We start from the raw sequence: 25,094 nt of genomic DNA on the forward strand, positions 1-25,094 counted from the left end.
GAATTACGCAGTGTCGGCGGGCATCCCAAAGGATGTGCTGAGTCGATCGGTGATCCCGAGTTCGCCCGCGGCTGCCGCCAGGGACCGGGAGCGTTGCGCGGAATAGAGATCGTTGGGGTCTGCGACCTGACGGTCGAGAATGTCGGACATCCAGCCGATGTCGCGTGCCGATCCCGCCAGCGAGGTGTCTTTTCTGCCTTCCGAGGTCAGGTTCGACTGGAAGATGCCGGCCGCCGAACGTGGCAGGAAGTCCTCATAGACGATCGGTTCCGGGATGACCCAGCGGTGTTCGACAAGGCTGGTCAGATTCGGTTCGGCGGGTCCGGTTCGGGCCGATTCATCCGCGACGCGGAAGGTGAAGTAGGCGAGATCCTGTGCCGCGAGCTCCTGTTCGGTGCGCGGGAGATGCTCGGTCCAGACCGCTCTGGCGATGTCCTGCCGGCTCGAGTCCGGATTGTCGGCCAAGCGCGCATCGGTCTTGGCCACCATTGCGTCATAGAGGTCTCGGCCCGCCGGTGTCAGCGCGACGCCACGGGCCTCGACTTCGCCGAATCGCACGCGCAGCGAACCCGTGGAGATGTGCCCGTCGTCGTCGCGGAACCGGCGGGGCTCGGCGAGTGCGCGAAACGACGTCTGGCGCAACAACACATCGGGTCCATCCCACTGCGGGGGGCCCTGGATCTCGTCGATCATCGTGATCCCGCGGCTCTGCATGCGCGCGTAGAGCTCATCGATATCGAGCACCCGGGGCGTCAGATGGTTGATATGGGTGCTGCGCACGCCGCCGATGTCGGCCGCGACCGATGAGATGGCGTCCAGCGTTTCGTACCACGATCGGTCCACCGGCTCGGCGGACAATTCGAAGGCCGCAGTGGCCAGCGCGACGAACCGGGCGGCGTGGGGCTGGTCGAGGCCGCCGTCCGCCTCTGCCTGGCCGGCGAGTTCGAGTACCTCTGGTGTGAAGAGCCGACGCTCGCCGAGGAACGCGGTCAGGCGCTCGGAGATCTTCGGTGAGAAGAACCGGCGGTCGTCCACCACGAGCATCGAGGTGAACACCCGGAACGGGTTGAGGGCGAGTTGGTCGGTGTCCACGGGCCGGAAGGCGGTGGACACCACCGGCACGGCGCTGGTGGCGGCGTCGCGAAGGTCGTAGAAACCGACGGGGTGCATTCCGAAGCCGGCGAAAATCGTTGCCACCTGGTGCATTTCCTGGGGCGTGCCGACGCGGATCGCGCCGTGGCGTTCCTCGGCCACCCGATCGGCGGTGCCCAGTCGTTCGGCGTCGGCGCCGTCGCGGATCAAGACGTCGCGGTTGACCTCGGCTGCCACGTCAACCAGTTCGTTGTACGCCGGCACTTCGGTGCCGTACATCCGGGACAAGGACTGGGCGAATGCGGCCCGTAGTTCCCAGGCACTGACAAATGTCATTCGGCAGGTCTCCTCTTCGCGGCGACGCGGAAGTGCCATGGGTGCTCACCCACTTCTCGGTCGGGAAAACTCAACAAAGTGTATATCGGATCCAATTGCGGGAAAAGCCGGTGTGGCGGGTGGCTCAGCGGTCCACGGCAGCGACGAGGTCGAGTTCCACGCATGCGCCGCCCGGTAGCGACGCAACGCCGATCGCGGTGCGGGCATGGGCGCCGACCTCCGCGCCGAAGACGGCCAGAATGAGGCCGGATGCTCCGTCGATGACCGCCGGGTGGTCGGCCAGCGTCGGCGCGCCCCGCACGTATCCCCGCAGATGTAGCACCGCGGTGACGGCGTCGAGGCCGACCGCGGCATCGATGGCCGCGATCAGATTGAGCGCGGCGACCCGGGCCTGAGCCTGGGCGTGTTCGACCGTCACGTCGTCACCGACGACGCCGACGGTGCCGGGGCCGGCTGGGGTCCGCGCGGTGGCGCCGGAAACCCACAGCTGTCCGTTGTGCAGGCGGACGGGAAAATAGTTGCCCTTCGGGGGTGGGGGAGGCGGAACGGAGAGTCCGAGATCCGTGAGCCGGGCGTGTGGCGAGGTCACTGGGATGTTCCTCCGTGGTCGATCGGTCGACATGGCAATATTGGATACTATATTCAACATTGCCTCGGCGTCCCGTTTGGCGGCATCCCTGCCCTGAAGGGGCAATCCCCGCTGCCGAATGTCGTTGGCGGGCGCATCGGCAAAGCTCGTCCGGCCCGCCGGGTGCGGGCCGACCTGGCCCCGAACCTCTACTGTGGGCGGCGTGAACAGGCGGATTTTGACGCTGGTGGTCGCGCTCGTGCCCATCGTGGCGTTCGGGTTGCTGCTGTCGGTGGTGACGGTGCCCTTCGTCGCGTTGGGGCCCGGTCCGACGTTCGACACACTCGGTGAGATCGACGGCAAGCAGGTCGTGGACATCAAGAGCACCGACGGGGTGGCCGGCGACATCACCCATCCGACCTCCGGTCACCTCAACATGACGACGGTGTCCCAGCGCGACGGTCTCTCCCTGGGCCAGGCCCTGGTGCTGTGGATGTCGGGCCGCGATCAGCTGATCCCGCGGGAGCTGGTGTATCCGCCGGACAAGTCGAAGGACGACATCGACAAGGGCAACACCGCCGACTTCAAGCGGTCCGAGGACGACGCGGAGTACGCCGCCCTGTCCTATTTGAAGTACCCGAAGGCCGTCACCGTCGAGACCGTGGAGGACAAGGGCCCCTCGGCGGGCAAGCTGCAGCCCGGGGACGCCATCGACATGGTGAACAACGTCGAGGTGCCCGACCTGAACGCCTTCCAGGAGGTCGTGAAGAACACCAAGCCCGGCGAGCAGATCGTCATCGACTACCGCCGCAAGAACGCCCCCGCCGGCACCGCCACCATCACCCTCGGGAAACATCCCGAAGGGGATCGGGGATATCTGGGCATCGGGGTGCTCGACGCGCCGTGGGCCATGTTCGACATCGAGTTCAACCTGGCCAATATCGGCGGACCGTCGGCGGGCCTGATGTTCAGCCTTGCGGTCGTCGACAAGCTGACCACCGGAGAACTCAACGACGGCAAGTTCGTCGCCGGCACCGGCACCATCGACGCCGAAGGCAAGGTCGGCTCCATCGGCGGCATCACCCACAAGATTCTGGCCGCCCGGGAGGCCGGGGCGACGGTGTTCCTGGTCCCGGCCGAGAACTGCGCCGAGGCCCTCACCGCGCACGAGGACGGCCTGCAACTGGTGAAGGTCGACACGCTCAGCACCGCGGTGGACGCGCTGAACACGATTTCTGCCGGTGGCGAACCCCCTACATGCTGAGAGGTTCCTTGGCGGGTACTGCGTAGAGTTGGGGCAAGTAGTGGCCCCTCTACAGGGATTCAGACTTGCTGAGGCCACAGACCATGGACTGGAGTTGAAGAGTTGGGTATGCGGCCCGCGGCACGAATGCCGCAGCTGACACGTCGGAGCCGGGTTCTTATCGGCGTCGCGGTAGCTGTAGTCCTGTTGTTGTTGGTGGGCCCACGGTTCATCGACGGGTATGTCGACTGGCTGTTCTTCGGCGAGCTCGGGTACCGCTCGGTGTTCACCACGGTGTTGTTCACCCGCATCGCACTGTTCCTGGTGGCCGCGGTGGTGTTCGGCGCGGTGGTCTTCGCGGCCATGACGCTGGCCTACCGCACCCGCCCGGTGTTCGTGCCGACGGTGGGACCCAACGATCCGGTGGCCCGCTACCGCACCACCGTGATGAGCCGGTTGCGGCTGTTCGGTATCGGCATCCCGGTCTTCATCGGTCTGCTGGCCGGCATCATCGCGCAGAGCTACTGGCCGCAGGTTCAGCTGTTCCTGCACGGCGGCGAGTTCGGCATCACCGATCCGCAGTTCGGTATCGACCTCGGTTTCTACGCCTTCGATCTGCCCTTCTACCGCCTGATTCTGAACTACATGTTCTTCGCGGTGTTCCTGGCGTTCGTGGCGAACCTGTTGGGCCACTACCTGTTCGGCGGTATCCGGCTGTCCGGGCGCTCCGGCGCACTCAGCCGTGCGGCCCGCATCCAGCTGATCGCGCTGGCCGGCACCCTGGTGCTGCTCAAGGCCGTCGCCTACTGGCTGGACCGCTACGAACTGCTGAGCAACACCCGCGCCGGTAAGCCCTTCACCGGTGCCGGTTACACCGATATCAACGCGGTGCTGCCGGCCAAGTTGATCCTGCTGGCCATCGCCGTCATCTGCGCGGTGGCGGTCTTCTCGGCACTGGTCCTGCGTGATCTGCGAATCCCGGCCATCGGTCTGGTGCTGTTGCTGCTGTCCTCCCTGGTGGTGGGTGCGGGCTGGCCACTGGTCGTCGAGCAGTTCAGCGTCAAGCCCAACGCGGCGCAGAAGGAAAGCGAATACATCAGTCGAAGTATCGACGCGACCAGACACGCCTACGGGCTGACCGATGAAGTGGTGACCTACCGCAACTACAGCGGTGATGCCGCGGCGACGGCCCAGCAGGTCGCCGCGGACCGGGCCACCACCTCGAACATCCGGCTGCTCGATCCGACGATCGTCAGCCCGGCGTTCACCCAGTTCCAACAGGGCAAGAACTTCTACAACTTCCCCGACCAGCTGTCGATGGACCGCTACGTCGGCCCGGACGGCCAGATCCGCGATTACGTGGTGGCCGCGCGTGAGCTGAACCCGGACCGGTTGATCGACAACCAGCGCGACTGGATCAACCGCCACACCGTCTACACCCACGGCAATGGCTTCGTCGCCTCGCCGGCCAACACGGTGCGCGGTATCGCCAATGACCCGAACCAGAACGGTGGCTACCCGGAATTCCTGGCCAGTGTGGTCGGCGCCAACGGTGGTGTGGTGTCCCCGGGTCCGGCGCCCCTGGATCAGCCCCGCATCTACTTCGGCCCGGTGATCGCCGGTGCCCCCGAGGATTACGCGATCGTCGGCAAGAACGGCGATGTCGACCGCGAGTACGACTACGAGACCAACACCGAGACCAAGAACTACACCTACGGTGGCACCGGCGGTGTGGGGATCGGCAACTGGATCAACCGTGGAGTGTTCGCGGCCAAGTTCGCCGAGCGGAACTTCCTGCTGTCCAACGTGATCGGCGAGAACAGCCGGATCCTGTTCAACCGGGACCCCGCGGATCGCGTCAAGGCGGTGGCGCCCTGGCTGGACACCGACAACGGTGTCTATCCCGCGATCGTCAACAAGCGCATGGTGTGGATCGTCGACGGTTACACCACGCTGGACAACTACCCGTACTCGGAGTTGACCACGCTGTCGAACGCCACCATCGACTCCAACGAGGTCGCGGTCAACCGGTTGCTGCCGGACAAGCAGGTGTCCTACATCCGTAACTCGGTGAAGGCCACCGTCGATGCCTACGACGGCACGGTGACGCTGTACGCCCAGGACGAGACCGACCCGGTGCTCAAGGCCTGGATGTCGGTCTTCCCGGACACCGTGAAGCCCAAGTCGGAGATCTCGGCGGACCTGCAGGAGCACCTGCGCTACCCCGAGGATCTGTTCAAGGTGCAGCGCTCACTGCTGGCCAAGTACCACGTCGACGATCCGGTGAAGTTCTTCACCAACGCCGACTTCTGGGATGTGCCACTGGATCCCAACCCGACGGCCAGCAGTTTCCAGCCGCCGTACTACATCGTGGCCACGGACCAGGCGCGTCAGGACGGCACCCCGTCGTTCCAGCTGACCAGCGCGATGAACTGGATCAGGCGTGACTTCCTGGCCGCCTACATCAGCGCGAGTTCGGACCCGGACACCTACGGCAAGCTCACGGTGCTCACGGTGCCCGGTCAGGTCAACGGTCCCAAGCTGGCCTTCAACGCGATCAGCACCGACACCGCGGTGTCCACCGAGTTGGGTCAGATCGGCCGCGACAACCAGAACCGGATCCGCTGGGGCAACCTGCTGACGTTGCCGATCGGCAACGGTGGCCTGCTCTATGTCGCCCCGATCTACGCCTCGCCAGGTGCCAGTGATGCGGCGTCGTCCTACCCGCGCCTCATCCGGGTGGCGATGATGTACAACGACAAGGTCGGCTACGGCCCGACGGTCCGTGACGCGCTGGATGAGATCTTCGGCGCCGGTGCGGGTGCAACCGCGACGGGCCCGGCGCCCGCCGAGGGACAGCCGGCAGCACGCCCGCCGGCCCAGCCTGCGGCCAATCCGCAGGCCACTCCGCCGCAGCAGGGGAGTGCGCCCGCGGCGACGCCGCCGCCTGCCGCGGTGGTGCCGGGCGGTCCCGTGCAGTTGTCGGGGGCGAAAGCCGCTGCGCTGCAGGAGGTCAATGCCGCGCTGGACAATATGCAGCAGGCCCAGACCGGTGGTGACTTCGCCGAGTTCGGTGCCGCGCTGCAGCGCCTCGACGATGCGATGAACAAGTACCGCGAGGCCAGGTAGCTCCTTTCCCTTCCCGCGAGCGTGCGTGTCTGCGGCCGGACACGCCGCGCCAGGCCCTGACTTTGCGCACGCTCGCGGCGGGGGGATGCTCGGATTAAGCTGCTGCCGTGCACTATCGGCTGCTCGGACCGCTGCAGGTGCTGCGTGACGGTTCGCCGGTCGATATCGGCCCGCCCAAACAGCGTGCCGCGCTGGCCGTCCTGTTGCTCGCCGACGGTGGAGTCGTCTCGGTCGACCGGCTGATCGATGCGATCTGGGCCGACGATGTGCCGGCCAGTGCCACCGCGAGTCTGCAGGCCTACGTCTCCAATCTGCGCAAGGCGTTGCGCGCCGATGATGGCGCGGTCACCTCGCCCATCGTCCGGCAACCCCCGGGTTATTACCTCGATGTCAGCGCCGCGACGGTCGACACCGCGGTGTTCGCGACCGCGTGTGCCCGGGCGGCCGGCGCGGTCGCGACAGGCCGGTGGGATGACGCGCTGGTGGCCGCGGAGCAGGCGCTGTCGCTGTGGCGGGGACCGCTGTTGGAGGATCTGCGCGACGAGCCGTGGGTGGCCGCAGAAGCCGTGCGCCTCGACGAGTTGCGCAGCGAGTGCCTGGACGCGCGGATCACCGCACTGCTCGCGCTGAACCGGCCCGCCTCGGCGTTGGCCGACATCGCCGCCCTGCGGGCCGTCGATCCGTACCGTGACCGGGGATGCTGGCTGCACATGGTGGCGCTGTACCGCTCCGGTCGTGCCGCCGACGCGCTGGAGACCTACACCCGGCATGCCCGCGCGCTCGATGATGAGCTGGGTCTGGAACCCGGGGCCGAACTGCGTGAGCTGCAGACTGCGGTGCTGCGTCAGGCCCCCGAGTTGGCGGCCTGGCCGCGGCCGCCGGGCTGGACGGGTGCCGAGGACATCCCCACGCCCGCCGCGGTGCACGCCGCGGACACCGCGCCGCCGTCCAGCGCGCAGGACCTCGTCGGACGTGATCGCGAACTGGGCACGGTGGCAAGCATTCTCGCGTCCGCCGAGGCCGGGTCGACCCGCTGGCTCGTGCTGTCGGGGCCACCTGGAATCGGCAAGACCCGGCTGGCCGAGGAGGCCGTCGCCCGGGTGCGTGCCGCCGGAGGTGACACCGTGTGGGTCAGTTGTCCCGACGAGCGGGGGACACCGCCGTGGTGGCCGATGCGCCAGCTGGTCCGGACGCTCGGTGCCGACGCCGACGAGCTGCTGGCGGTGCCCGCGCACGCCGACCCGGACACCGCCCGATTCGCGGTGTACGAGCGGGTGCAGACCCTGCTCGAATCGGCGCCGCGGTTGCTCGCCGTCGTGATCGATGATGTGCAGTGGGCGGATTCGGCGTCGGCCGCCTGCCTGGCCTATATCGCCGGCGCCCTACGGGACCGTCCGCTGGCGATGATCCTGACCGTCCGCGACGGCGAGTACCCGTCGGATGTGTTGCGGTTGTTGGGGACTGCGACACGTGGCGTGGCCAACCGGCATATCCAGGTGCCCGCGCTGTCTGCGGCCGACGTCGCAACGCTGGCGAACCAGATTGCCGACGATCACGTGGCGGAGGCCGAGGCCGCCGCGCTGGCCGACCGCACCGGGGGCAACCCGTTCTTCGTGTCCGAGTATGCGCGCCTGCCCCGGGCCGAGCGGCTCGGCGGGGAGATCCCGACCGCGGTGAAGTCGGTGCTGGAACGCCGGCTCGGTGCGCTGGATCCCGCTGTGCTGCAGACATTGCGGACCGCCGCCATCATCGGTGACGCCATCGACCGCGACGCGCTGCCGGTGCTGGCCGGTGCGACCCGGCTGGACCTCGACACCCTGGCCGACTACCTCGACGAAGCCGCCGACGAGCGCATCGTGGTGGCCGCACCCACCGGCGACGGCTACGTCTTCGCACATGGGCTGCTGCGGGCCCAGCTGATCGCGGGCATGCCCGCGCTGCGCCGCCAGCGTGTGCACGCCAAGGTCGCCGAGGTGCTTGCCGGCGCCACGACCGACGAGGCGCTGACCCGTCGGGCCGGGCACCTGATCGCGGCACAGCCCCTGGTGGAACCGCAGGAGGTGGTCGCCGCGTGCCGGCTCGCCGCCGAACGGGCCACCGCGAGTTGGAGTTCGGACATCGCTGCGCGGTGGTGGCAGGCCGCGCTGGACGCCTATGACCGGCTGCCGCAGGCGCAGCAATCCGATACCGAGCGTGACGCGCTCACGGTGTCGATGCTGGAGGCGCACTCCCGTGCCGGACGCGGCCGGCTGGTCCTGGACGCAGTGGAGCGCTACCTGGTGCAGGCACTGCGGGCGGGCCGGGCGGCGACGGCGGGCCGGGTGGCCAGTGCGCTGCTGCGCGCCAGCGGCGGGTGGCCGTGGTTGGCTCCGGGCGAGGATCCCGGAGCGGTGCTCGCTTTGCTGGATCGCGCTGCGGCACTGTGTGACTCGGACTCTGCTGCAGGCGCCCGGGTGCGGGCGGCCTTGGCGGTCGGGCACTGTTACGACAGGGACCCCACGGTGGCTGCCGATATCCTGGAGCGCGCCGAAGCGCTGGCAGCCCGCGCCCACGATCCCGATGTCACCGCCGACGTGCTGATGGGGCGGCTCATCACCTACTCCGGGGTGACGAGCTCCAGCGCGGAAAGCCTCGCCTGGATCGAGCAGCTGAACGCATTGCGGCACAGCCGGTCCCGGGAGGACAACGTCATCGCCGCATCGGTGGCCACCATGGCTGCGATGTCGCTGGGCGATGTGGAGGGCGCGGTACGCCATCTCGCGGCGGGTATCGCCGGCAGCGAGGAGTTGCAGCTGCCGGTCCTGCGTGCGCAGTTGCGGTGGATGGAGGCGGTACTGGCGATCTGGCGCGGTGACTTCGCTGAGGCGCGCCGGCACCACACCATCGCCGCGCACGTGCATGAGCAGACCGAACTGTATGTGGCGGGCAGCGGCATGGTCGCCGAGGCCAGCTTGCTGTGGGAAATGGGCGGACCCGTACCCGATCTGCCGGATGTGGCGACCCAGGCTGCCTCGGGCGGCCAGAGCCTGGTCGATCTGGTGCGCGCGGTGGCACTGGGCCTGCAGCAGGGTCCGGTCGCGCGCGAGAATGCGCGGGCACTGTTGGCCGAGCGGTTCGGCCCGTCTGCCACCCGGGCTCAGATCTGGACGACGCTGGGCCACAACACCTTCCTGGCGCACCTGGCCGCCGAACACGGCCTCACCGAGTTTGCCGGCAGGTTGCTCACCGAGCTGGAGCCGTTCGTCGACCGGATCGCGGTGATCGGGCAGGTCGGCTCGGCCGGTCCGGTGGCGCTCGGGACAGCCCGGCTGCACGCACTGGCCGGTGACCGGGCCCGGGCCTTCGAGCATCTGGCGCAGGCGCGGGAACTGGCCCGGCGGACCGGTGGGGTGCCGTCGCTGGTGCGCTGCGACCTGCTGGCCGGCGAGCTGGCAGACCCGGCGGATCGCGCGGTGTGGGCGGCACGGGTCGACGCCGACGCGCGCCGCCTCGGCATGGCCGGAGTTGCCGAAAGGGCTGCTGAACTGGGATCGAGGTGACTTGGGGCCGGCTCCAAGAAGATGCCAAGTGGGCCGGGACATCGTGGGTCCCGATGAACAGCCCTGCCCGAAAGGACCCTCGAATGACCCTGGCCGAATCGGTCGACAACAGCGTGGTGTCGACACTGCCCGACCATGTCAGCGCCCTGGTCGCGCTGCCCGGCGAGCCCGGCTATGAACGCTGCACACCGTGGAACGTGGCCGTGCCAGTCCGTCCGGCCGCCGTGGTGTTCGCCACCTCACCGCATCACGTCGCTGAGGCCGTCCGGTTCGCCGCAGGCCACGGTCTGAAGGTCACCGTGCAGGCGACCGGCCACGGCGCGATCCCGGTGGGTGCAGATGCCATCCTGGTGCAGACCGGTGCGATGACCGACTGTGTCGTCGACCTACCCGCCCGGACCGCCCGGGTCGGGGCGGGCGCGCGGTGGCAGCACGTGCTGGACGCGGCCGCACCGCACGGGCTCGCGTCGCTGTGCGGATCGTCACCGAATGTGGGTGTGGTCGGATTCCTCACCGGTGCCGGCGTGGGCCCGCTGGTGCGCAGCGTCGGGGTGTCCTCGGACTACGTGCGTTCCTTCGATCTTGTCACCGGCGCGGGGGAGTTGTTGCACGTGACGCCCGAGGAGCACGCCGAGTTGTACTGGGGGCTGCGCGGCGGCAAGGCCACTCTCGGCATCGTCACCGGTGCGGAGATCGACCTGCTGCCCATCTCCGAGTTCTACGGTGGCGCTTTGTATTTCGACGGCGCCGATGCCGCGGCGGTGCTGCGCGGCTGGCAACAGTGGAGTGCCGGACTGCCGGAGAACATCAACACCTCCGTCGCCTTCCAACAGCTGCCGCCGTTGCCCGGGGTGCCCGAGCCGCTGGCGGGCCGGCTGACCCTCGCGGTGCGCTACACCGCATTGGACGACTTCTCCGAGGCCGCAGCACTTCTGGCGCCGATGCGGGAAACCGCGACGCCGGTGCTGGACACCGTCGGGGTGCTGCCGTACGCCGCGATCGGAGCGGTGCACGCCGACCCGGTCGATCCCATGCCTGTGCACGAGGAGCAGGTTCTGCTGCGCGAATTCGGCGCGGACGCAGTCGATATCTTGCTGGCCGCCGCGGGACCGGGTTCGGCATCGGTGCAGACCATCGTAGAGGTCCGGCTGCTCGGTGGGGCGATGGCACGACAGGCGCCGCACCGCAGCGCGTTCTGCCACCGTCAGGCGGCATACGCGGTGACCGTCATCGGGGTGCCCATGGGCCCGTCCGCCGAACTGGTGCCCGCACAGGCGCGCGCGTTGACGCATGCCCTGGCGCCGTGGTCGACGGGCGGTCTGCTGCCCAACTTTGCGCCCGCGGCGGACCCGGCGCGCATGGCAAGGGCCTACGACGAGGACACCCGGCACTGGCTGGCCGCGCTGGCGGACCGATATGACCCGGCCGGCGTACTGAAGACCGGTCTTGTGGTGCGGTTCTCGGCCTGAAAATGGCGCTGACCACCCGATTTGGTGGTCTGCACCCCCTTGGGTAATCTTGTGTTTACCGACGCGGGGTGGAGCAGCTCGGTAGCTCGCTGGGCTCATAACCCAGAGGTCGCAGGTTCGAATCCTGTCCCCGCTACTACATGGAACGTCCCCCGGAGATTTTCTCCGGGGGACGTTTTCGTCGTGCGGGGCGAGTTGATCGACGGTGCTAGCCGCTGCCGTCGGGCTGATCGTTGTTCTTGTGGGCGCCCCACCCGTGCACCCGGTCGATTTCTATCAGAGCGCTGACCCGGGGCCGGTCCCGGTCCGGGTACGGCTTTCCCTGGTAATGCTCGGACAGCGCATCGATGTCGGTGAGGCCGTCGTCCTCGTAGATGTCGGTGACATGACCGATGGCGGTGACGTGGGTGTACCAATCGTCGCCGTCGATGACGGTCAGCGAGACCCGTGGGTCTCTGCGCATGTGTTGCAGACGTTTTCGGCCGACGTCCATGTTGACGAGCAGGTGATCGTCTCGGAAGAGGTACCACGTGGCGGCGGATACCGGTTGTCCGTCGCGCCGGGTGGTGCTGATGACGGCGGGGTTGGGCTTGCCCAGCATCTGCTTGGCGTCGTCGGTCAGTGGCGAGGATGTCATGGGATTTCTCCGGGTTGGCCGAACGTAAGGACACCTGTGGGATGCCCCGCAGCTGTCCGTTCTAAGCCAAGCGGTGCAACGTCCAAGGGCATAGCTCAGTGGACTTCAGTCGACACATACACCTGGACGCCAAATGCTCACTACCAGAAGCATGTTCGCCCTGACAGCGGTACGTTCTGTCAGGTTGCTGTGAATAGCAAGGGTCGGAAGGGTGCCCGCGTCGCCCGGTGTTGTGGAGTCCGGTCCGGTGTCGTACCGTCAACCTAAATCGTTAGCCTTGCTATAGGAAATAGTGGACCGTCCGCGCCTGTCGGCCCTCATGAAAGGTCACGGATGCAGCGGGTTTCGTTCAGCCGGAGACTCGGCCGGCGCTGGATGCCGTTGGTGGCAGTGGTGGTGATCGCGGTGGCCGGATTCGCGGTGTATCGGCTGCAGGCGATCTTCGCCTCGCAGGACGTGACGTCCACGGCCAGCGGTTCCGGGAACGAGATCGTTCCGTTCAATCCCAAGCACGTGGTGCTGGAGGTCTTCGGCCCGCCGGGCACGGTGGCCACCATCACCTACCTGGACGTGGACGCGCAACCGCAGCGCGCCGATGCTGTCGCACTGCCCTGGGCCTATGACGCGACCACCACCCAGCCGGCCGTTTTCGTCAACGTCGCCGCTCAGGGTGACAGCGACTCCATCGGCTGCCGCATCAAGATCGACGATGTCGTGAAGGACGAGAGATCAGCCGAGAACGTGAACGCGTACACCTTCTGCCTGGACAAGTCCGGATGAGTACCCACCAGGCCGACCGTGAGGTTCACACCCCCACGAAGCGGGACCGCATCCCGGATTTCATCCGCCGCTTCGCCGTGCTCATCGCGCTGTTCTGGCTCGTCCTGGCGGTGATGACGAACGTCTTTGTGCCGCAACTGGAGACCGTCGCCGAATCGCACAACGTGTCGCTGAGCCCGCATGACGCGCCGTCGCTGCAGGCCAGTTTGCATATCGGCAAGGTGTTTGACGAGTTCGACTCCGACAGTTCGGCGATGATCGTCTTGGAGGGCGATCAGCCGCTCGGAGCCGATGCCCACCAGTACTACGACGGGCTGGTCGACAAGCTCTCCCAGGACACCAAACACGTACAGCACATTCAGAACTTCTGGGGCGATCCGCTGACGGCTGCCGGATCGCAGAGCGCTGATGGCAAGGCAGCATTGGTGCAGGTGTATCTCGCCGGCAATCAGGGCGAGTCGCTGGCCAATGAGTCCGTCGATTCGGTGCGCAGCATCGTCGACAACTCCACGCCGCCGCCGGGCGTCAAGGCCTATGTCACCGGCGCCGCACCGCTGGTCACCGATCAGTTCGAGGTGGGCCGGCACGGCACGCTGAAGACCACCTTGATCACTCTCGGCGTGATCGCGGTCATGCTGTTCTTCCTCTACCGCCGGCTCACCACGGTGTTCCTCGTGCTGTTCACGGTGATGATCGAGCTGACCGCATCCCGTGGTGTGGTCGCGGTGCTCGCCAATGCCGGCATCATCGAGCTGTCGACCTATTCGACCAACCTGCTGACGCTGTTGGTGATCGCCGCCGGAACCGACTATGCGATCTTCATTCTCGGCCGTTTCCACGAAGCGCGTCACGTGGGGGAGGACCGGGTTTCGGCGTTCAACACGATGTACCACGGGACGGCGCACATCATCCTGGGCTCTGGGCTGACGATTGCCGGCGCGGTGCTCTGCCTGATGTTCACCCGGCTGCCGTATTTCAACAGCCTGGGCATACCGGCCGGAATCGGCGTCCTCGTCGCGGTGGCTGCCGCCCTCACCCTGGCGCCGGCGCTGCTGGTGATCGGCCGGCATTTCGGGTTGTTCGAACCCGCTCGCCCGATGCGTACCCAGGGGTGGCGGCGCATCGGCACGGCCATCGTCCGCTGGCCCGGGCCGATCCTGGCGGCGACGATTGCGATCGCCCTGATCGGGCTGCTCGCGCTGCCGCAATACGAGACGAGCTATGACGCTCGTCCCTACCTGCCCGCCAGCGCCCCAGCCAACGTCGGTTACACCGCAGCCGAACGGCATTTCACGCAGGCGCGGCTGAATCCCGAACTGATGATGATCGAGGCGGACCATGATTTGCGCAATCCCACCGACATGATCTTGCTGGAGCGGGTCGCCAAGGCGGTCTTCCACACCGACGGCATCGCGCAGGTGCAAGCAATCACCCGACCGCTGGGCACGCCGTTGGACCACAGCTCGATACCGTTCCAGATCAGCGCGAGCAGCGCCGCGCAGATCAACAACCTGCCCTTCCAGCAGGCCCGCGGCGCCGATCTGCTCAAACAGGTCGATGTGATCAACAACTCGATCGACATTCTGCGCCAGCAGTATTCGCTGCAACAGCAATCCGCTGCCGTCACCGACGAGCAGACCAAGGCATTTCAGAACACGGTCGCCACCGCGCAGGACCTGCGCGACAAGATCGCCAACTTCGACGACCAGTTCCGGCCGATACGCAATTACTTCTATTGGGAGCCGCACTGTTTCGACATCCCGATGTGCGCGGCGCTGCGGTCGGTGTTCGACGCGCTGGACGGTGTCGATCAGCTGACGGACCAACTGTCCGACGTCGCGGGCAGCATCGCCAAACTCGATGCGCTGCAACCACAGTTGGTCGCACTGATTCCGCCACAGATCGCCAGCCAGGAGGCCAACCGCGACCTGACGCTCACCAACTACGCCACCACGTCGGGTATCAACGACCAGACGGCTGCGGCGCTGGAGAATTCCACCGCGCTGGGCCAGGCGTATGACGCGTCGAAAACCGATGACTCCTTCTACCTGCCGCCGGAGGCCTTCACCAACCCGGAGTTCGAACGCGGGATGAAACTGTTCATGTCGCCGGATGGCAAGGCGGCCCGACTGATCATCACCCACGACGGCGATCCCGCTACGCCCGAGGGCATTGCACACATCGATGCCATCCGGCACGCCGCCCAGGAGGCCGTCAAGGGCACGCCGCTGGCCGGGTCCAAGATCTACATCGCCGGTACCGCGGCCACCTACAAGGACATTCAGGACGGCGCGAAGTACGACCTCATCATCGCGGCGATTGCGGCGATGAGCCTGATTCTGCTCATCATGATGTTCATCACCCGCAGCATCATCGCCGCGTTCGTCATCGTGGGTACGGTGGCGCTGTCGTTGGGCGCCTCATTCGGGCTCTCCGTGCTGATCTGGCAGGACATCCTGGGTATCCAGCTGTACTGGATTGTGTTGGCGCTGGCGGTGATCCTGCTGTTGGCGGTGGGCTCGGACTATAACCTGCTGCTGATCTCGCGGTTCAAGGAGGAAATCGGCGCCGGCCTGAACACCGGGATCATTCGGGCGATGGCCGGATCCGGTGCCGTGGTGACCGCGGCCGGGCTGGTGTTCGCCGCCACCATGGCGTCCTTCGTCTTCGCCGACCTGCGGATCCTCGGCCAGATCGGCACCACGATCGCGCTCGGCCTGCTCTTCGACACACTCATCGTGCGGTCGTTCATGACCCCGGCCATCGCCGCGATGCTCGGTCGCTGGTTCTGGTGGCCGATGCGGGTGCGTCCCCGTCCCGCGAGCCAGATGCTGCAGCCCTACGGCTCACGTCAAGCGGTACGTCAACTGTTGCTGTGGGAAGACGGAGACCCCGTCGCCGGAGCGCCGGGGCACACCACATCGCAACCGTGAGAACGGCTCAGGGCCTGCCGGCCGCGGCGAGCTCGTCGGTCTGGTCGGATTCCAGCACGGAAACGTCGCGCAGCTTTCGCTTCAACCACGCGACCTTGCGCAGTTGCACGGCCATGTTGATGGACGTCAGCATCGGGATACCGCCGATGAACGTGCGAAAAGAGGGCTGGCCGCCGTCCAGGTGAAGCATGAAAAGGCAGCCGACCACGTAGAAGAACCCGATGGTGAACAGCGCCGCGGGGATCGCGTATGCGAGCGGTGATCGCGCATCATCGACCAGCTCGGTCGCGTAGTCCACTTCGTCGCGCGACATCGGTTCACGCTTACGGAGTTTCGCCAGTACCGCCTTGTGCGCGCCGACTTGTTCCCCCAGCGGATGGGATGTCCGCCTCTCCAGCCGGCTGATGTAGACGAATACACAACTGGCGAAGATCACTTCCATCACAGCAGCGAGGATCGAGAGATCACCCCACGGACCGAGATTCACCCTGGTGCTCCTCTGTTCTCTGTGCGCTCACAACCAAGAAAACATTACCGGACCTAACTAGTTTTGCCGGATCTCACAGCAACAAGACAGGTTGTGCGGTTCTGCGAGCCATCCGAACGGGTAGCTCGGGCCGGCGCTGGGTACCCGCGCCCCATGCAACGTGGATTGATCGTCGTCGGCAGTGGCCCGGCAGGTGTCAGCGCCGCCGCAACATTTCGTGAGCACAACTCCGAACTACCGGTACAGATCGTCACCGACGACCCTGACCATCCCTATGCGCGGCCACCGCTGAGCAAGGAGTATCTCCGCGCGGAGACCGACGATGTCGAGCTGCACGAACCGAAGTGGTTTCCCGAGCGCAACATCGAGGTGCTGCACCTCGGGCCGATCGACCGGATCGATATCGCCGCGAAGACCGTCGCGGTCGGGAGCAAGACGATGCCCTATGGCTCGCTGGTGCTGGCCTGTGGCAGTGGTCCGAACGCGCTGCCGGTGCCCGGCGGCGAATCAGCGCTGCAATTGCGCTCGTTGTCGGACGCCGCTCGGCTGCGCGCCGCCGGCAGCGACGCGAATTCGGCGGTGGTGATCGGAGCCGGCTTCATCGGCTGTGAGGCGGCCGCCTCGCTGGCCATGCGGGGAGTGAAGACCACCCTGGTGGCGCCCGACGCAGCGCCGCAGGCCAAGCGGCTCGGCAGCGAGGCCGGTGCTCGACTGCGCACGATGCTGGACGAGGTGGGAGTGCGTTATCTGGGTGGTGTGTCGGTCGACTCGCTGGAAGACGGCGTGGTGCACCTCGACAACGGCGACGCCATCGACACCGACCTGATTCTGGCTGCCACGGGGGTCACGCCACGCAGCGGTGTGGCGGCGGACGCCGGACTGGAGGTCGACGACGGGCGCATCGTGGTCGGCCCCGACATGCGCACCTCCGTCGGCGACATCTACGCCGCCGGTGACGTCGCCCTGGCGTTCAATGCCGGCGCGGGCCGCCGGCTACCGGTGGAGCACTGGCAGGATGCCGACGATCAGGGCGCGGTAGCCGGTCGGAACGCCGCCGGAGGATCAGCCACCTGGGATGCGGTGCCGGGCTTCTGGTCCACCATCGGGGAAGCGACGATCAAGTACCACGCCTGGGGTGACGGCTATGAGCACAGCCGGTTCATCGACCATGGCGACGGTTTCACCGTCTGGTACGAGGCGCAGGGTGTGGCCGTGGGGGTCCTCACCCACAACTGCGATGACGACTACGACCGTGCCGAAGAGCTCATCGCCGAGGGTAGGCCCGCCCCACGGTGACGCATATCGCCGATCGCGCCACCAGAGTCGGCAAACTTGGGATCGGTAGCGATCCGTCGGTCCAGACTCGATCACAGCAGGCGCCGCCGAAAGGCGCCTTTTCGAGGAGGACACCATGTCGCGAATTCTTGTCGCCGCCGTTGCGGCCACCGCCCTGATGACCGGTGGCCTGGGGGCTGCTGCGGTGGGGATGGCTGCCGGGACGGCCCAGGCCGCTCCCCAGTGCTCACCGGGGGAGGCGAATACCCCTCGCTGCGCGCCGCCGGAAGGGCCACCGGCCTGCAACGCTTTCGGCGACTGCGGTCAGATCTGGTGCCCGGCGTCGGGGATGAACTCGGTTCCCGGTTGGGATCTCAATACCTGTCACACCTTCCACTTCGACCCGAACGCGCCGTTGAACAGGCCGATCATGATCTCGGGCAACCCTCCGGGACCCGCGGCGCCGCCACCGCCGCCGTGCATTCTGTTCATCAACTGCCTGCCGGGGCTGACGCATCCCTGATCGCACCGGTGCACCGGAAGGGTCAAACTCGGCATCGGGCCGCCAGCACGTCGGCGACCACCGCGGCGACGGTATCCGCCAACGGGATCGGGGCGTCGACCTCGGTGTCGTAGAGGAAGTGCGAGGACGCGACGTGGGTCCCGCAGTATTCGAAGATGCCGTGTTCGATGCCGGTCCGCATGGACTCGGTGTAGCCGTGCCGTTCGTAGGTGCCGGGGTCGGTGCCGGCGAGTGCCAGTAGGTGAATGTCACGACGGGTGAGGGCATCGCCGGGGGCGGCCTCGTCCCCATAGGCCCAGCCGTAGTTCAGCACGCGGTCGATCCAGCCCTTGAGCAGGCCCGGCATGCCCCACCAGTAGACGGGGTAGACGAGCACGACGGCGTCGGCGCGTTCCACCCGCTGCTGTTCGCGCCGCACATCGTCGGGATACGGTCCCTTCCCACGCATCGCGGCCAGATCGTCGGCGGTGAAGCGTGGATCGAACTCTTCGGTGGCCAGATCGGCAACCTCGGCGGTGTGGCCGAGTGGGGCGCTGAGTTCCGCGGCCAGCATGTGCGCGGCGGAACCGGTCAGCGACTCGGGTTGCGGATGTGCGTACAGAACGAGCGTGTGCATGCTTGCTCCCGGTATCGTCGGCATGAGATTAGTTACAGTTGGTAACTTACGAATAGTAACTTAATTGCGGCAGGAGGTGCAGGCGTGGCGGAGGTGACGCGAAAGCGCATGTCGAACGCGGAGCGCCACGCTCAGTTGCTCGATATCGCCCAGGAACTCATCCGTGTCGACGGCAGCGACGCACTGACCCTCGCTCGGATCGCGGAACGAGCCGGGGTGGCCAAACCGCTCGTCTACAACCACTTCGGCACGCGCGCCGCGGTGCTGGCCGAGCTCTACCGCGCCTTCGACGAACGCCAGCATGCCGCTCTGGACGCGGCTCTGGCCACCTCGCCCGGCGATCTGGACACGGTGGCGCACACGATCGCCGACGCCTACGTCGGTTGCGCGCTGAGCGAAGGCACGGAGCTGCCCGGACTGATTGCCGCGCTCGCCGGCTCACCGGAACTCGAACGCCTACGCCGCGACGCCGATCAAACCTTCGGCAGCAAATGCCGAAAAGCGCTGCTGCCCTTCGCCCGCAGCGGCGAGATTCCCGACGCGGCCATCCACGCGATCCTGGGTGCGGCCGACGGTATCGCGCGGGCGGTCATCGCGGGGGAGATCTCTGCCGAGGATGCGCACGCGGCGCTGTCCACCGCGATCGCCGCGCTGGTCAGCCCACGCTGATCAGCACCACCCCGGCCAACACCACGGCCGATGCGATCGCGCGCCGGCCGCCGAGCTTCTCGCCGAGGAACACCGTCCCGATCAGTGCACCGAAGACGATGCTCGTCTCCCGCAGCGCGGCGATCGGCGCCAGTGCCCCGCTGGTCTGCGCCTACAGCACGATCGAGTAGGCGGCCAGCGAGATCACTCCTCCCGTGATCCCCGCCCCGGCGGACTCGCGGAACGCCGGCGCGAGTCTGCCGCGCCGCCGTATCACCGCCAGCACCGCGATCGGCGGGCCCCGCAGCAGAAACATCCACCCGATGTAGGCGGCCAACGGCGCCTCCCGCACCCCGAGCCCGTCGACGACGGTGTACGCGGCAATCATCACACCGGTGAGCGGCTCGATGACGCAGCGGCCGCAAGTTCACGGTGGTGCGGGTGGGGTGGCGGGACCGCCCGGCCCTGGTCGGGGTGGATGACGCGAGCGGTACTTGTCGGTGTGCGGGGTTAGCGTCGGGGCAATGCGCGAGCGTGAGGGCAAGTCGCTGCTGGAGGAGCTCATGGACAACTTCATGGCCTTGTTGGCGTCGTTCTCCGGCCGCTTCTATCAGTCGCGGTCCCGAATTAACAGCGCCTGCTCGATGCTGCTGCCCGTCGGCTGAGTGAGTGCTGACATGGTGATTCAGTCGGCGGTGCCGTTGCGGATTGCCGCGGCGGTCGAGGATGCCACCGGTGAGGTCGTCGATATCGACGCCAGGGTGGGCTGGCTGCTGGACCTGATCCACCAGATGAGCGTCGAGTTGATGCAGTCATGCTGGCGGCCCGAGGCTTTCGCTGCGCTTCATGCCGGGGTCGACGGGCTTGGCCGCAAACTTCCGTTGTCGGCGGCGGTGGTCGCAGCGCGGCTGGGCTGGGTGCCGACGCAGCTGGCAGGAGTCTACGTGCCCTCCCGGGTGGTGCGCCTGGCCCAGGCCAATGTGGTTCCTGTGCTTAAGTCGCTGACGTTTCGGGACGCATTGATCCCTGCGGCGCTCGCTGCCCTCGATGACGGGGGCCGCCTGGATCGCCGGGGCTTGGGCCAGGGCCAGGCCCGACATGTGAGTTCGGCGTTTCTGCGCAACTTGTGCCGTCAGCTGCGCCGCGTCGGTGCTGGGTCCGTCACGTCGATCACCGAGATCCAGGGCCCACCCGCAGTGGCGCGGATCGCGCGGCTCGGGGCGGCCGATGTCCAGCTGGTCGAGCTGGACGACTCTGATCCGGCCGGTGTGTCGCTACGTATCAAATTGCCCAACAGCCCGCAGCCCGAGGGGCGTGGCGATTGGTCCTGGTACCGGTTGTGGTGCCCGACCCCACCGCATCTGAAGCAGCGCGACATAGCGCGTTGGCACCTGCCGGTAGTCTGCATCCAGCGGGGAAAACCGTTGTTGCGGTTCACGATCACCGAAATGGTCCCGGAACCGGCCACGGCCACCGCGACAGCCGCCCTGGGGATCGACTGGTCACCGGCTTCCCTGGGTGCGGCCACGATGGTCGTCGAGCGTGGCGGCCAGCTGGTCACCGACGCCCGAACCCACATGTACGACGATCGGGGTCTGGGTGTGCGGTTGACGAGGCTGCAGACCGAGGGGCAGGCGCTGACCCGCAAGATTGCCCGGCTTACCAACCTCGCCGCCAACGCACCCGAACCCACGCAGGCCAGACTCGCCACGAAAATCGCGGTCATGCGCGAGAACCGCCGCGCGGTGGGGGCCAAGCGAGCGCGGATCAACCGGGGCATGGCGTTCGATTTCGCCGCGTCCATGACCACGATGGCCACCGCATCGGGGGCCGAAGTGATCGCCGTGGAAGACCTGCGTGACCTCGAAACTCGCAAGCATGGCCGGACCAACAACAACCGCGCCGCCCAATCCGCCCGCCGGCGTGCGGTCGCCGCGCTTGAGCACACCGCCGCCAAGGCTGGGCTGGAGGTGGTGATGTGCCCACCCCGGGGCACCTCCGCGAACTGCCCGGGCTGCGATCAACAACTCACCCGGCCCGGCGGCTACCACACCGCCACCTGCCAAGCGTGCGGTATCCGCGCAGCGAACCGGGACCAGGTCGCCGGGCAGAACATCGCCAAACGCGTCCTGCTAGCCAAGACGAAAGTCAAACGGCCCAAGGGCAAACCGAAACGAGTAACCGCCGTCGAACACCAGCCAGTGCGCAAGACCCGGCACAAAACCACGGCCACACCCAAACAGCGTCGGCACAAACGAGCCCGACACACCCCGACCACGCTGGCCCGCAGTCAGCGCCATCCAATCATTCCTGCACGCACAGCGTCCGTGTGGGACAGAGATCAGCCAGCTGCCATCCCGGCGGGAAGCACCTCTGCACAACCGATCCCCGACACCCGCGACACCCAGGTGTCAGCAAGTGCCAGAGACCGATAGACGCTTTTATCCGTTCAGATGAACGTTATCGACAGCGACGGTACTCGCAGGGTCTGTACACCGGAGCGCGCCGTCGTCATAGTCAATGCCCCACGACGCGGACAGCGTCGCGTCGGGGGCCAGCCAGCGCAGACCGACCCCGTTGTTGAACGCATCGGCCGGTGCGGTCATCGGTTCGAGTGCCACCGCCGTCGCGAACCTGTCTGCGTAGGGGAACTCCCGGGTGATGAAGACGTGCACGAATCCGAAGCTCTCGTCGGCCCACAGCGCGACGGTGCGACCGTCGGGGGAGCGCAGCGTGTGCACGCTGCGACCCTCTGGCGGTATCGGGACCGACCACGCGTCGTCGAGGTCCAGATCGGCAATGAGGCGTCCACTGCGCAGGTCCCACTGCGTGCCCGCCACGGCGGTGCACCCGGTCGGGATGAGCCGGTCGTCGACGTCGATGTGATGCGACCCGTCCATGGTGAGCGTCAACGCCTCGGTGGGGACGTCGCCGATCTTGAGAAAGGGATGGGCGCCGATCGCCACTGGGGCGCAGTCCGATCCGAGGTTGCGCACCGTGTGCGTCACACTCAGCCCGTCGGGCACCAATCGGTAGGCGACCTCGGTCTGGAGATGGAAGGGATACCCGGGCTGCGGAACCACCGGCGCAGCGAGGGTGATCGCCGAGGCCGACCGCGCGATGACCTGATGAGTGGTGTCGCGCAGCAGCCCATGTAGTGCGCTGCCGTGACACGGATCGGTGACATCGAGTTGGTGGGTACGCCCGTCGTGGACCCACCGGCCGTCGCGCACCCGATTGGGCCACGGAATCAAGACGGCACCGCAGCTGAAGGGCACGGGCGTGTGGTCGTCGACACCGGCGGTGATCTCCACGCCGTCGACGCACAGCCGCCGAATGGCCGCGCCCTCCGCGGCGATCACCCCGCGCACCGTGCGCCCATCGAGGTGCAGGGCGAGCTCGTACCCAGCGCCTGCCATGGGACTAGCCGCCGGCGCCGTGGCCGGCATGGGTCGCCACGATCGTCGGTTCGTGGTGGCCGTGGCGACGCATCGCGGCGCACACCGCGTCACCGACGGACCCCGATCGCTCGGTCTCGACCAGCGCGATCACACAGCCCCCGAAGCCGCCGCCGGTCATCCGGGCACCCAATGCTCCTGCCTGCACCGCGGTTTGGGCGATCCGGTCGATGTGATCGGTGGTGATCTCGAAATCGTCTCTCATCGATTCCTGTGACGCGGTCAGCAGTCGGCCGACCTCGACGAAGTCGGAACGATGCAGCGCCTCGACGGTATCGAGCACCCGCTGGTTCTCGGTGAGGATGTGCCGGGCGCGCCGGCCGTCCTCGGAGTCCGGTAGCTCGCTGAGCACCTGTGGTCCCCGGTCCTGCAGATCGCGCAGCGTGGGAACACCCAGCGCGGCCGCGGCGCGCTCGCAGGAGGCGCGGCGGTCGGCGTATTCACCGCCGGCATGCTGATGTGCGGCATGGGAATTGATGAGCAGCAGGGTCATGCCGTGGGCCTCGGGCTCGAACGGCACCGAGCGGGCGCTGAGGTCACGGAAATCGATCAGCTGGGCGCGTCGCCGTTCGGCGAACAGGATCGCCAGCTGATCCAACAGCCCTGTCGGCGCACCCACATAGTCGTTCTCCGCGCGCTGTGCGATCCGGGCCTGCTCGACGCGGTCCAGCCTCCGGTCGGTGGCCGACAGAATCGCGCCCAGTACCGCGCACTCCAGCGCGGCGGACGACGCCAGGCCGGAGCCCGTGGTGACACCGCCGGTGACTGCCATCGCGCCGCCGGGGACGGGATGCCCCGCGCTCTGCAACGCCCACACCACACCGGCCACGTACGCGGCCCAGCCGCCCACGTCGCCGGGCACCGTGTTCAGCGCCAACCGGACCGGCGCCGCCTCCCGGTCGCTGCGCACGACGAGTGCGTCGGTGTCATCGGGTGCAAACGTCACCGTGGTGCGTTCGGGTAGCGCGATGGGCAGCGCGAAACCGTAGTTGTAGTCGGTGTGTTCGCCGATGAGGTTGATCCGGCCCGGTGCGCTGTACTCGACTGGTCGTGTCATAGTTCCCGCAACCTGCCGGCGACGATCTCGGGGGTGGTGTCGTTGATGAAAGCGCCCATCGCCGATTCCGAGCTGGCCAGATACTTGATCTTGTTGGCGGTGCGCCGTATCGAGAGCAACTCGACGTGGAAGTACCCCTCGCGTTGCGCGTCGTCATCGGTGTACTGGTGCAGTGCCGACATGTACGGCAGCGGCGCGTCGTACAGCCGGTCGAACCGTCCCAGCACGTCGAGATAGATCCGTGCGAAGCTCTCGAGTTCCGCATCGTCGAGTTCGGTCAGGTTGCGCACGAACCTGTGCGGATAGATGTGGACCTCCAGCGGCCACCGTGAGGCGAAGGGGACGAAGGCGGTGAATGCCTCGTTCTGTGCCACGATCCGGCTGCCCTGGTCGAGTTCATCGGCGAGGATGCGGGCGAACAGGTTGGTGCCGTGCCGGTCTCGATGTAGTCCGGCTTGGCGCAGCATGGTGGCGGTGCGTGGTGTCAGGTACGGGTAGGCGTAGATCTGACCGTGCGGATGGGTCAGTGTCACGCCGATCTCCTCGCCGCGGTTCTCGAAGCAGAACACCTCTTCGATACCCGGTCGCGCCATCAACTCCGCGGTGCGGTGCCGCCAGGCCTGCACGACCAGCAGAGCGTGGGCGGCATCGAGATCGGCGAACCGGCCGGTGTGGTCACTGGAGAACGCGATGACCTCACAGTGACCGGTACCCGGTGCGGAGGTGAACCCGTCGGTGGCGTCGGGAAGCCCAGACGTGCTGTCGCCGGCCAGACTGGGGAATCTGTTCTCGAACACCACGACGTCGTAATCGGGTGCCGGGACCTCGCTGGAGATCCCGGAGGGTCCCGGGCACAGCGGGCACTGGTCGGGAGCCGGCTTGTAGGTGCGGTTCTGGCGCAGGGCCGCGATGACCACCCATTCGCCGGTCTGGCGGTCCAGCCGTAACTCGGTGTGCGAGCCGGCCCGGCCCGGCAGGGTGCGACGGTCCGGATGCGGTTCGGCAGCATGTCCGGGCAGCGAGAAGAACAGCAGTTCGCGTTCGTCGGCCAACGGCCATCGCAGCGGCTCGATCGTCATGTTCCGATCATCCGGGCGCGTTCGCGCGAGGCCTGGACGCGCTGCCAGGGCTGCGCGAGTTCCTGGAAATGCCGGGCATTCTCGGCGGCGATGATGTGGTTGACCCGCTCGGCGAGCTGGCCCGGCGTCAGGCCGAACTCCGCGAGAACCTCGTCTGAGGGCGGGCCGCCGTAGGGGGACCAACTGCGTACGTAGTCGAGGATCTCGCGGTCGAACCGGTCCATG

Annotated in this window: 21 protein-coding genes and 1 tRNA gene; 12 read left to right on the plus strand and 10 right to left on the minus strand. The window is 67.2% G+C overall.

The features are described 5' to 3' along the window. Nucleotides 1-3: 3 nt before the first annotated feature. Complete coding sequence (hglS, locus tag ASE48_RS09175; RefSeq protein ID WP_057166763.1) at nucleotides 4-1,428, minus strand: 2-oxoadipate dioxygenase/decarboxylase; 1,425 nt, start codon at nucleotides 1,426-1,428, stop codon at nucleotides 4-6. 124 nt (nucleotides 1,429-1,552) lie between these two features. Further along, entirely contained in the window at nucleotides 1,553-2,017 is a 465-nt protein-coding gene (locus ASE48_RS09180; RefSeq protein ID WP_235570970.1) for a RidA family protein, read from the minus strand. A 202-nt stretch (nucleotides 2,018-2,219) separates the two neighbouring features. Between ASE48_RS09180 and ASE48_RS09185 the strand changes: the two genes are divergently transcribed. The 5 genes from ASE48_RS09185 (at nucleotide 2,220) to ASE48_RS09205 (ending at nucleotide 11,512) form a co-directional block, all read left to right on the plus strand. After that, nucleotides 2,220-3,260 (plus strand): YlbL family protein, encoded by a 1,041-nt coding sequence (locus tag ASE48_RS09185; protein ID WP_057166804.1) that lies wholly within the window; start codon nucleotides 2,220-2,222, stop codon nucleotides 3,258-3,260. 102 nt (nucleotides 3,261-3,362) lie between these two features. Further along, a complete protein-coding gene (locus ASE48_RS09190; RefSeq protein WP_057166765.1) occupies nucleotides 3,363-6,368 on the plus strand; it encodes a UPF0182 family protein in 3,006 nt (1,001 codons plus the stop codon). Between the two features lie 107 nt (nucleotides 6,369-6,475). After that, complete coding sequence (locus tag ASE48_RS09195) at nucleotides 6,476-9,907, plus strand: BTAD domain-containing putative transcriptional regulator (protein WP_235570973.1); 3,432 nt, start codon at nucleotides 6,476-6,478, stop codon at nucleotides 9,905-9,907. Between the two features lie 83 nt (nucleotides 9,908-9,990). Next, nucleotides 9,991-11,376: an FAD-binding oxidoreductase gene (locus tag ASE48_RS09200; protein ID WP_057166766.1), complete on the plus strand. Its 1,386-nt coding sequence runs from the start codon at nucleotides 9,991-9,993 to the stop codon at nucleotides 11,374-11,376. Nucleotides 11,377-11,438: 62 nt separating this feature from the next. Then, nucleotides 11,439-11,512 (plus strand) — tRNA-Met (locus tag ASE48_RS09205). 72 nt (nucleotides 11,513-11,584) lie between these two features. Here the strand turns inward: ASE48_RS09205 and ASE48_RS09210 are convergent. Then, nucleotides 11,585-12,013: a PPOX class F420-dependent oxidoreductase gene (locus ASE48_RS09210; protein ID WP_057166767.1), complete on the minus strand. Its 429-nt coding sequence runs from the start codon at nucleotides 12,011-12,013 to the stop codon at nucleotides 11,585-11,587. A 333-nt stretch (nucleotides 12,014-12,346) separates the two neighbouring features. Here ASE48_RS09210 and ASE48_RS09215 point away from each other — a divergent pair, with 333 nt between their 5' ends. Together ASE48_RS09215 and ASE48_RS09220 are read left to right on the plus strand one after the other, a co-directional pair. Next, entirely contained in the window at nucleotides 12,347-12,793 is a 447-nt protein-coding gene (locus ASE48_RS09215; RefSeq protein WP_156409123.1) for an MmpS family transport accessory protein, read from the plus strand. Beyond that, nucleotides 12,790-15,726: an MMPL/RND family transporter gene (locus tag ASE48_RS09220; protein WP_057166769.1), complete on the plus strand. Its 2,937-nt coding sequence runs from the start codon at nucleotides 12,790-12,792 to the stop codon at nucleotides 15,724-15,726. Before ASE48_RS09215 ends, ASE48_RS09220 begins: the two co-directional genes overlap by 4 nt. A 7-nt stretch (nucleotides 15,727-15,733) precedes the next feature. Here ASE48_RS09220 and ASE48_RS09225 read toward each other — a convergent pair whose 3' ends face one another. After that, on the minus strand, nucleotides 15,734-16,213 hold the full coding sequence (locus ASE48_RS09225) for a hypothetical protein (RefSeq protein ID WP_057166770.1): 480 nt from the start codon (nucleotides 16,211-16,213) through the stop codon (nucleotides 15,734-15,736). A gap of 153 nt (nucleotides 16,214-16,366) precedes the next feature. Between ASE48_RS09225 and ASE48_RS09230 the strand changes: the two genes are divergently transcribed. Continuing rightward, nucleotides 16,367-17,509: an NAD(P)/FAD-dependent oxidoreductase gene (locus tag ASE48_RS09230; RefSeq protein ID WP_057166771.1), complete on the plus strand. Its 1,143-nt coding sequence runs from the start codon at nucleotides 16,367-16,369 to the stop codon at nucleotides 17,507-17,509. Nucleotides 17,510-17,624: 115 nt separating this feature from the next. After that, on the plus strand, nucleotides 17,625-18,011 hold the full coding sequence (locus ASE48_RS32640; RefSeq protein ID WP_156409124.1) for a hypothetical protein: 387 nt from the start codon (nucleotides 17,625-17,627) through the stop codon (nucleotides 18,009-18,011). A gap of 22 nt (nucleotides 18,012-18,033) precedes the next feature. Here ASE48_RS32640 and ASE48_RS09235 read toward each other — a convergent pair whose 3' ends face one another. Continuing rightward, nucleotides 18,034-18,627 (minus strand): NAD(P)H-dependent oxidoreductase, encoded by a 594-nt coding sequence (locus tag ASE48_RS09235; protein ID WP_057166772.1) that lies wholly within the window; start codon nucleotides 18,625-18,627, stop codon nucleotides 18,034-18,036. 108 nt (nucleotides 18,628-18,735) lie between these two features. Here ASE48_RS09235 and ASE48_RS09240 point away from each other — a divergent pair, with 108 nt between their 5' ends. Then, nucleotides 18,736-19,296, plus strand: coding sequence for a TetR/AcrR family transcriptional regulator (locus ASE48_RS09240; protein ID WP_057166806.1), 561 nt, complete (start codon nucleotides 18,736-18,738; stop codon nucleotides 19,294-19,296). Nucleotides 19,297-19,447: 151 nt separating this feature from the next. Here ASE48_RS09240 and ASE48_RS33390 read toward each other — a convergent pair whose 3' ends face one another. Then, complete coding sequence (locus tag ASE48_RS33390; protein WP_235570975.1) at nucleotides 19,448-19,666, minus strand: hypothetical protein; 219 nt, start codon at nucleotides 19,664-19,666, stop codon at nucleotides 19,448-19,450. Nucleotides 19,667-19,799: 133 nt separating this feature from the next. Here ASE48_RS33390 and ASE48_RS33095 point away from each other — a divergent pair, with 133 nt between their 5' ends. Next, nucleotides 19,800-19,940 carry a hypothetical protein gene (locus ASE48_RS33095; protein ID WP_200962118.1) on the plus strand — a complete coding sequence of 47 codons (141 nt, stop codon included), beginning with the start codon at nucleotides 19,800-19,802 and terminating at the stop codon, nucleotides 19,938-19,940. 12 nt (nucleotides 19,941-19,952) lie between these two features. Then, nucleotides 19,953-21,710 carry a zinc ribbon domain-containing protein gene (locus ASE48_RS09250; RefSeq protein WP_057166774.1) on the plus strand — a complete coding sequence of 586 codons (1,758 nt, stop codon included), beginning with the start codon at nucleotides 19,953-19,955 and terminating at the stop codon, nucleotides 21,708-21,710. A 6-nt stretch (nucleotides 21,711-21,716) separates the two neighbouring features. Here ASE48_RS09250 and ASE48_RS09255 read toward each other — a convergent pair whose 3' ends face one another. The 4 genes from ASE48_RS09255 to ASE48_RS09270 are packed head-to-tail and all read right to left on the minus strand — an operon-like array spanning nucleotide 21,717 to nucleotide 25,093. Then, a complete protein-coding gene (locus ASE48_RS09255) occupies nucleotides 21,717-22,694 on the minus strand; it encodes an aldose 1-epimerase family protein (protein ID WP_200962120.1) in 978 nt (325 codons plus the stop codon). Nucleotides 22,695-22,698: 4 nt separating this feature from the next. Continuing rightward, nucleotides 22,699-23,790, minus strand: coding sequence for a galactokinase (locus ASE48_RS09260; RefSeq protein ID WP_057166775.1), 1,092 nt, complete (start codon nucleotides 23,788-23,790; stop codon nucleotides 22,699-22,701). After that, nucleotides 23,787-24,869 carry a galactose-1-phosphate uridylyltransferase gene (gene galT, locus ASE48_RS09265; protein WP_057166776.1) on the minus strand — a complete coding sequence of 361 codons (1,083 nt, stop codon included), beginning with the start codon at nucleotides 24,867-24,869 and terminating at the stop codon, nucleotides 23,787-23,789. The genes ASE48_RS09260 and galT overlap by 4 nt, the downstream gene beginning before the upstream one ends. Beyond that, entirely contained in the window at nucleotides 24,866-25,093 is a 228-nt protein-coding gene (locus ASE48_RS09270; RefSeq protein WP_057166777.1) for a DUF3263 domain-containing protein, read from the minus strand. Before ASE48_RS09270 ends, galT begins: the two co-directional genes overlap by 4 nt. Nucleotide 25,094 lies beyond the last annotated feature (1 nt).

This window comes from Mycobacterium sp. Root265 (assembly GCF_001428895.1).
Lineage (GTDB): Bacteria > Actinomycetota > Actinomycetes > Mycobacteriales > Mycobacteriaceae > Mycobacterium.

Coding starts and splice junctions, on each gene's coding strand:
- galT (WP_057166776.1), bottom strand. CDS start 24,869: ATGACGATCGAGCCGCTGCGATGGCCGTTGGCCGACGAACGCGAACTG.
- ASE48_RS09270 (WP_057166777.1), bottom strand. CDS start 25,093: ATGGACCGGTTCGACCGCGAGATCCTCGACTACGTACGCAGTTGGTCC.
- ASE48_RS09250 (WP_057166774.1), top strand. CDS start 19,953: ATGGTGATTCAGTCGGCGGTGCCGTTGCGGATTGCCGCGGCGGTCGAG.
- ASE48_RS09255 (WP_200962120.1), bottom strand. CDS start 22,694: ATGGCAGGCGCTGGGTACGAGCTCGCCCTGCACCTCGATGGGCGCACG.
- hglS (WP_057166763.1), bottom strand. CDS start 1,428: ATGACATTTGTCAGTGCCTGGGAACTACGGGCCGCATTCGCCCAGTCC.
- ASE48_RS33095 (WP_200962118.1), top strand. CDS start 19,800: ATGCGCGAGCGTGAGGGCAAGTCGCTGCTGGAGGAGCTCATGGACAAC.
- ASE48_RS09240 (WP_057166806.1), top strand. CDS start 18,736: ATGTCGAACGCGGAGCGCCACGCTCAGTTGCTCGATATCGCCCAGGAA.
- ASE48_RS09200 (WP_057166766.1), top strand. CDS start 9,991: ATGACCCTGGCCGAATCGGTCGACAACAGCGTGGTGTCGACACTGCCC.
- ASE48_RS09215 (WP_156409123.1), top strand. CDS start 12,347: ATGCAGCGGGTTTCGTTCAGCCGGAGACTCGGCCGGCGCTGGATGCCG.
- ASE48_RS09260 (WP_057166775.1), bottom strand. CDS start 23,790: ATGACACGACCAGTCGAGTACAGCGCACCGGGCCGGATCAACCTCATC.
- ASE48_RS09220 (WP_057166769.1), top strand. CDS start 12,790: ATGAGTACCCACCAGGCCGACCGTGAGGTTCACACCCCCACGAAGCGG.
- ASE48_RS32640 (WP_156409124.1), top strand. CDS start 17,625: ATGTCGCGAATTCTTGTCGCCGCCGTTGCGGCCACCGCCCTGATGACC.
- ASE48_RS09235 (WP_057166772.1), bottom strand. CDS start 18,627: ATGCACACGCTCGTTCTGTACGCACATCCGCAACCCGAGTCGCTGACC.
- ASE48_RS09230 (WP_057166771.1), top strand. CDS start 16,367: ATGCAACGTGGATTGATCGTCGTCGGCAGTGGCCCGGCAGGTGTCAGC.
- ASE48_RS09210 (WP_057166767.1), bottom strand. CDS start 12,013: ATGACATCCTCGCCACTGACCGACGACGCCAAGCAGATGCTGGGCAAG.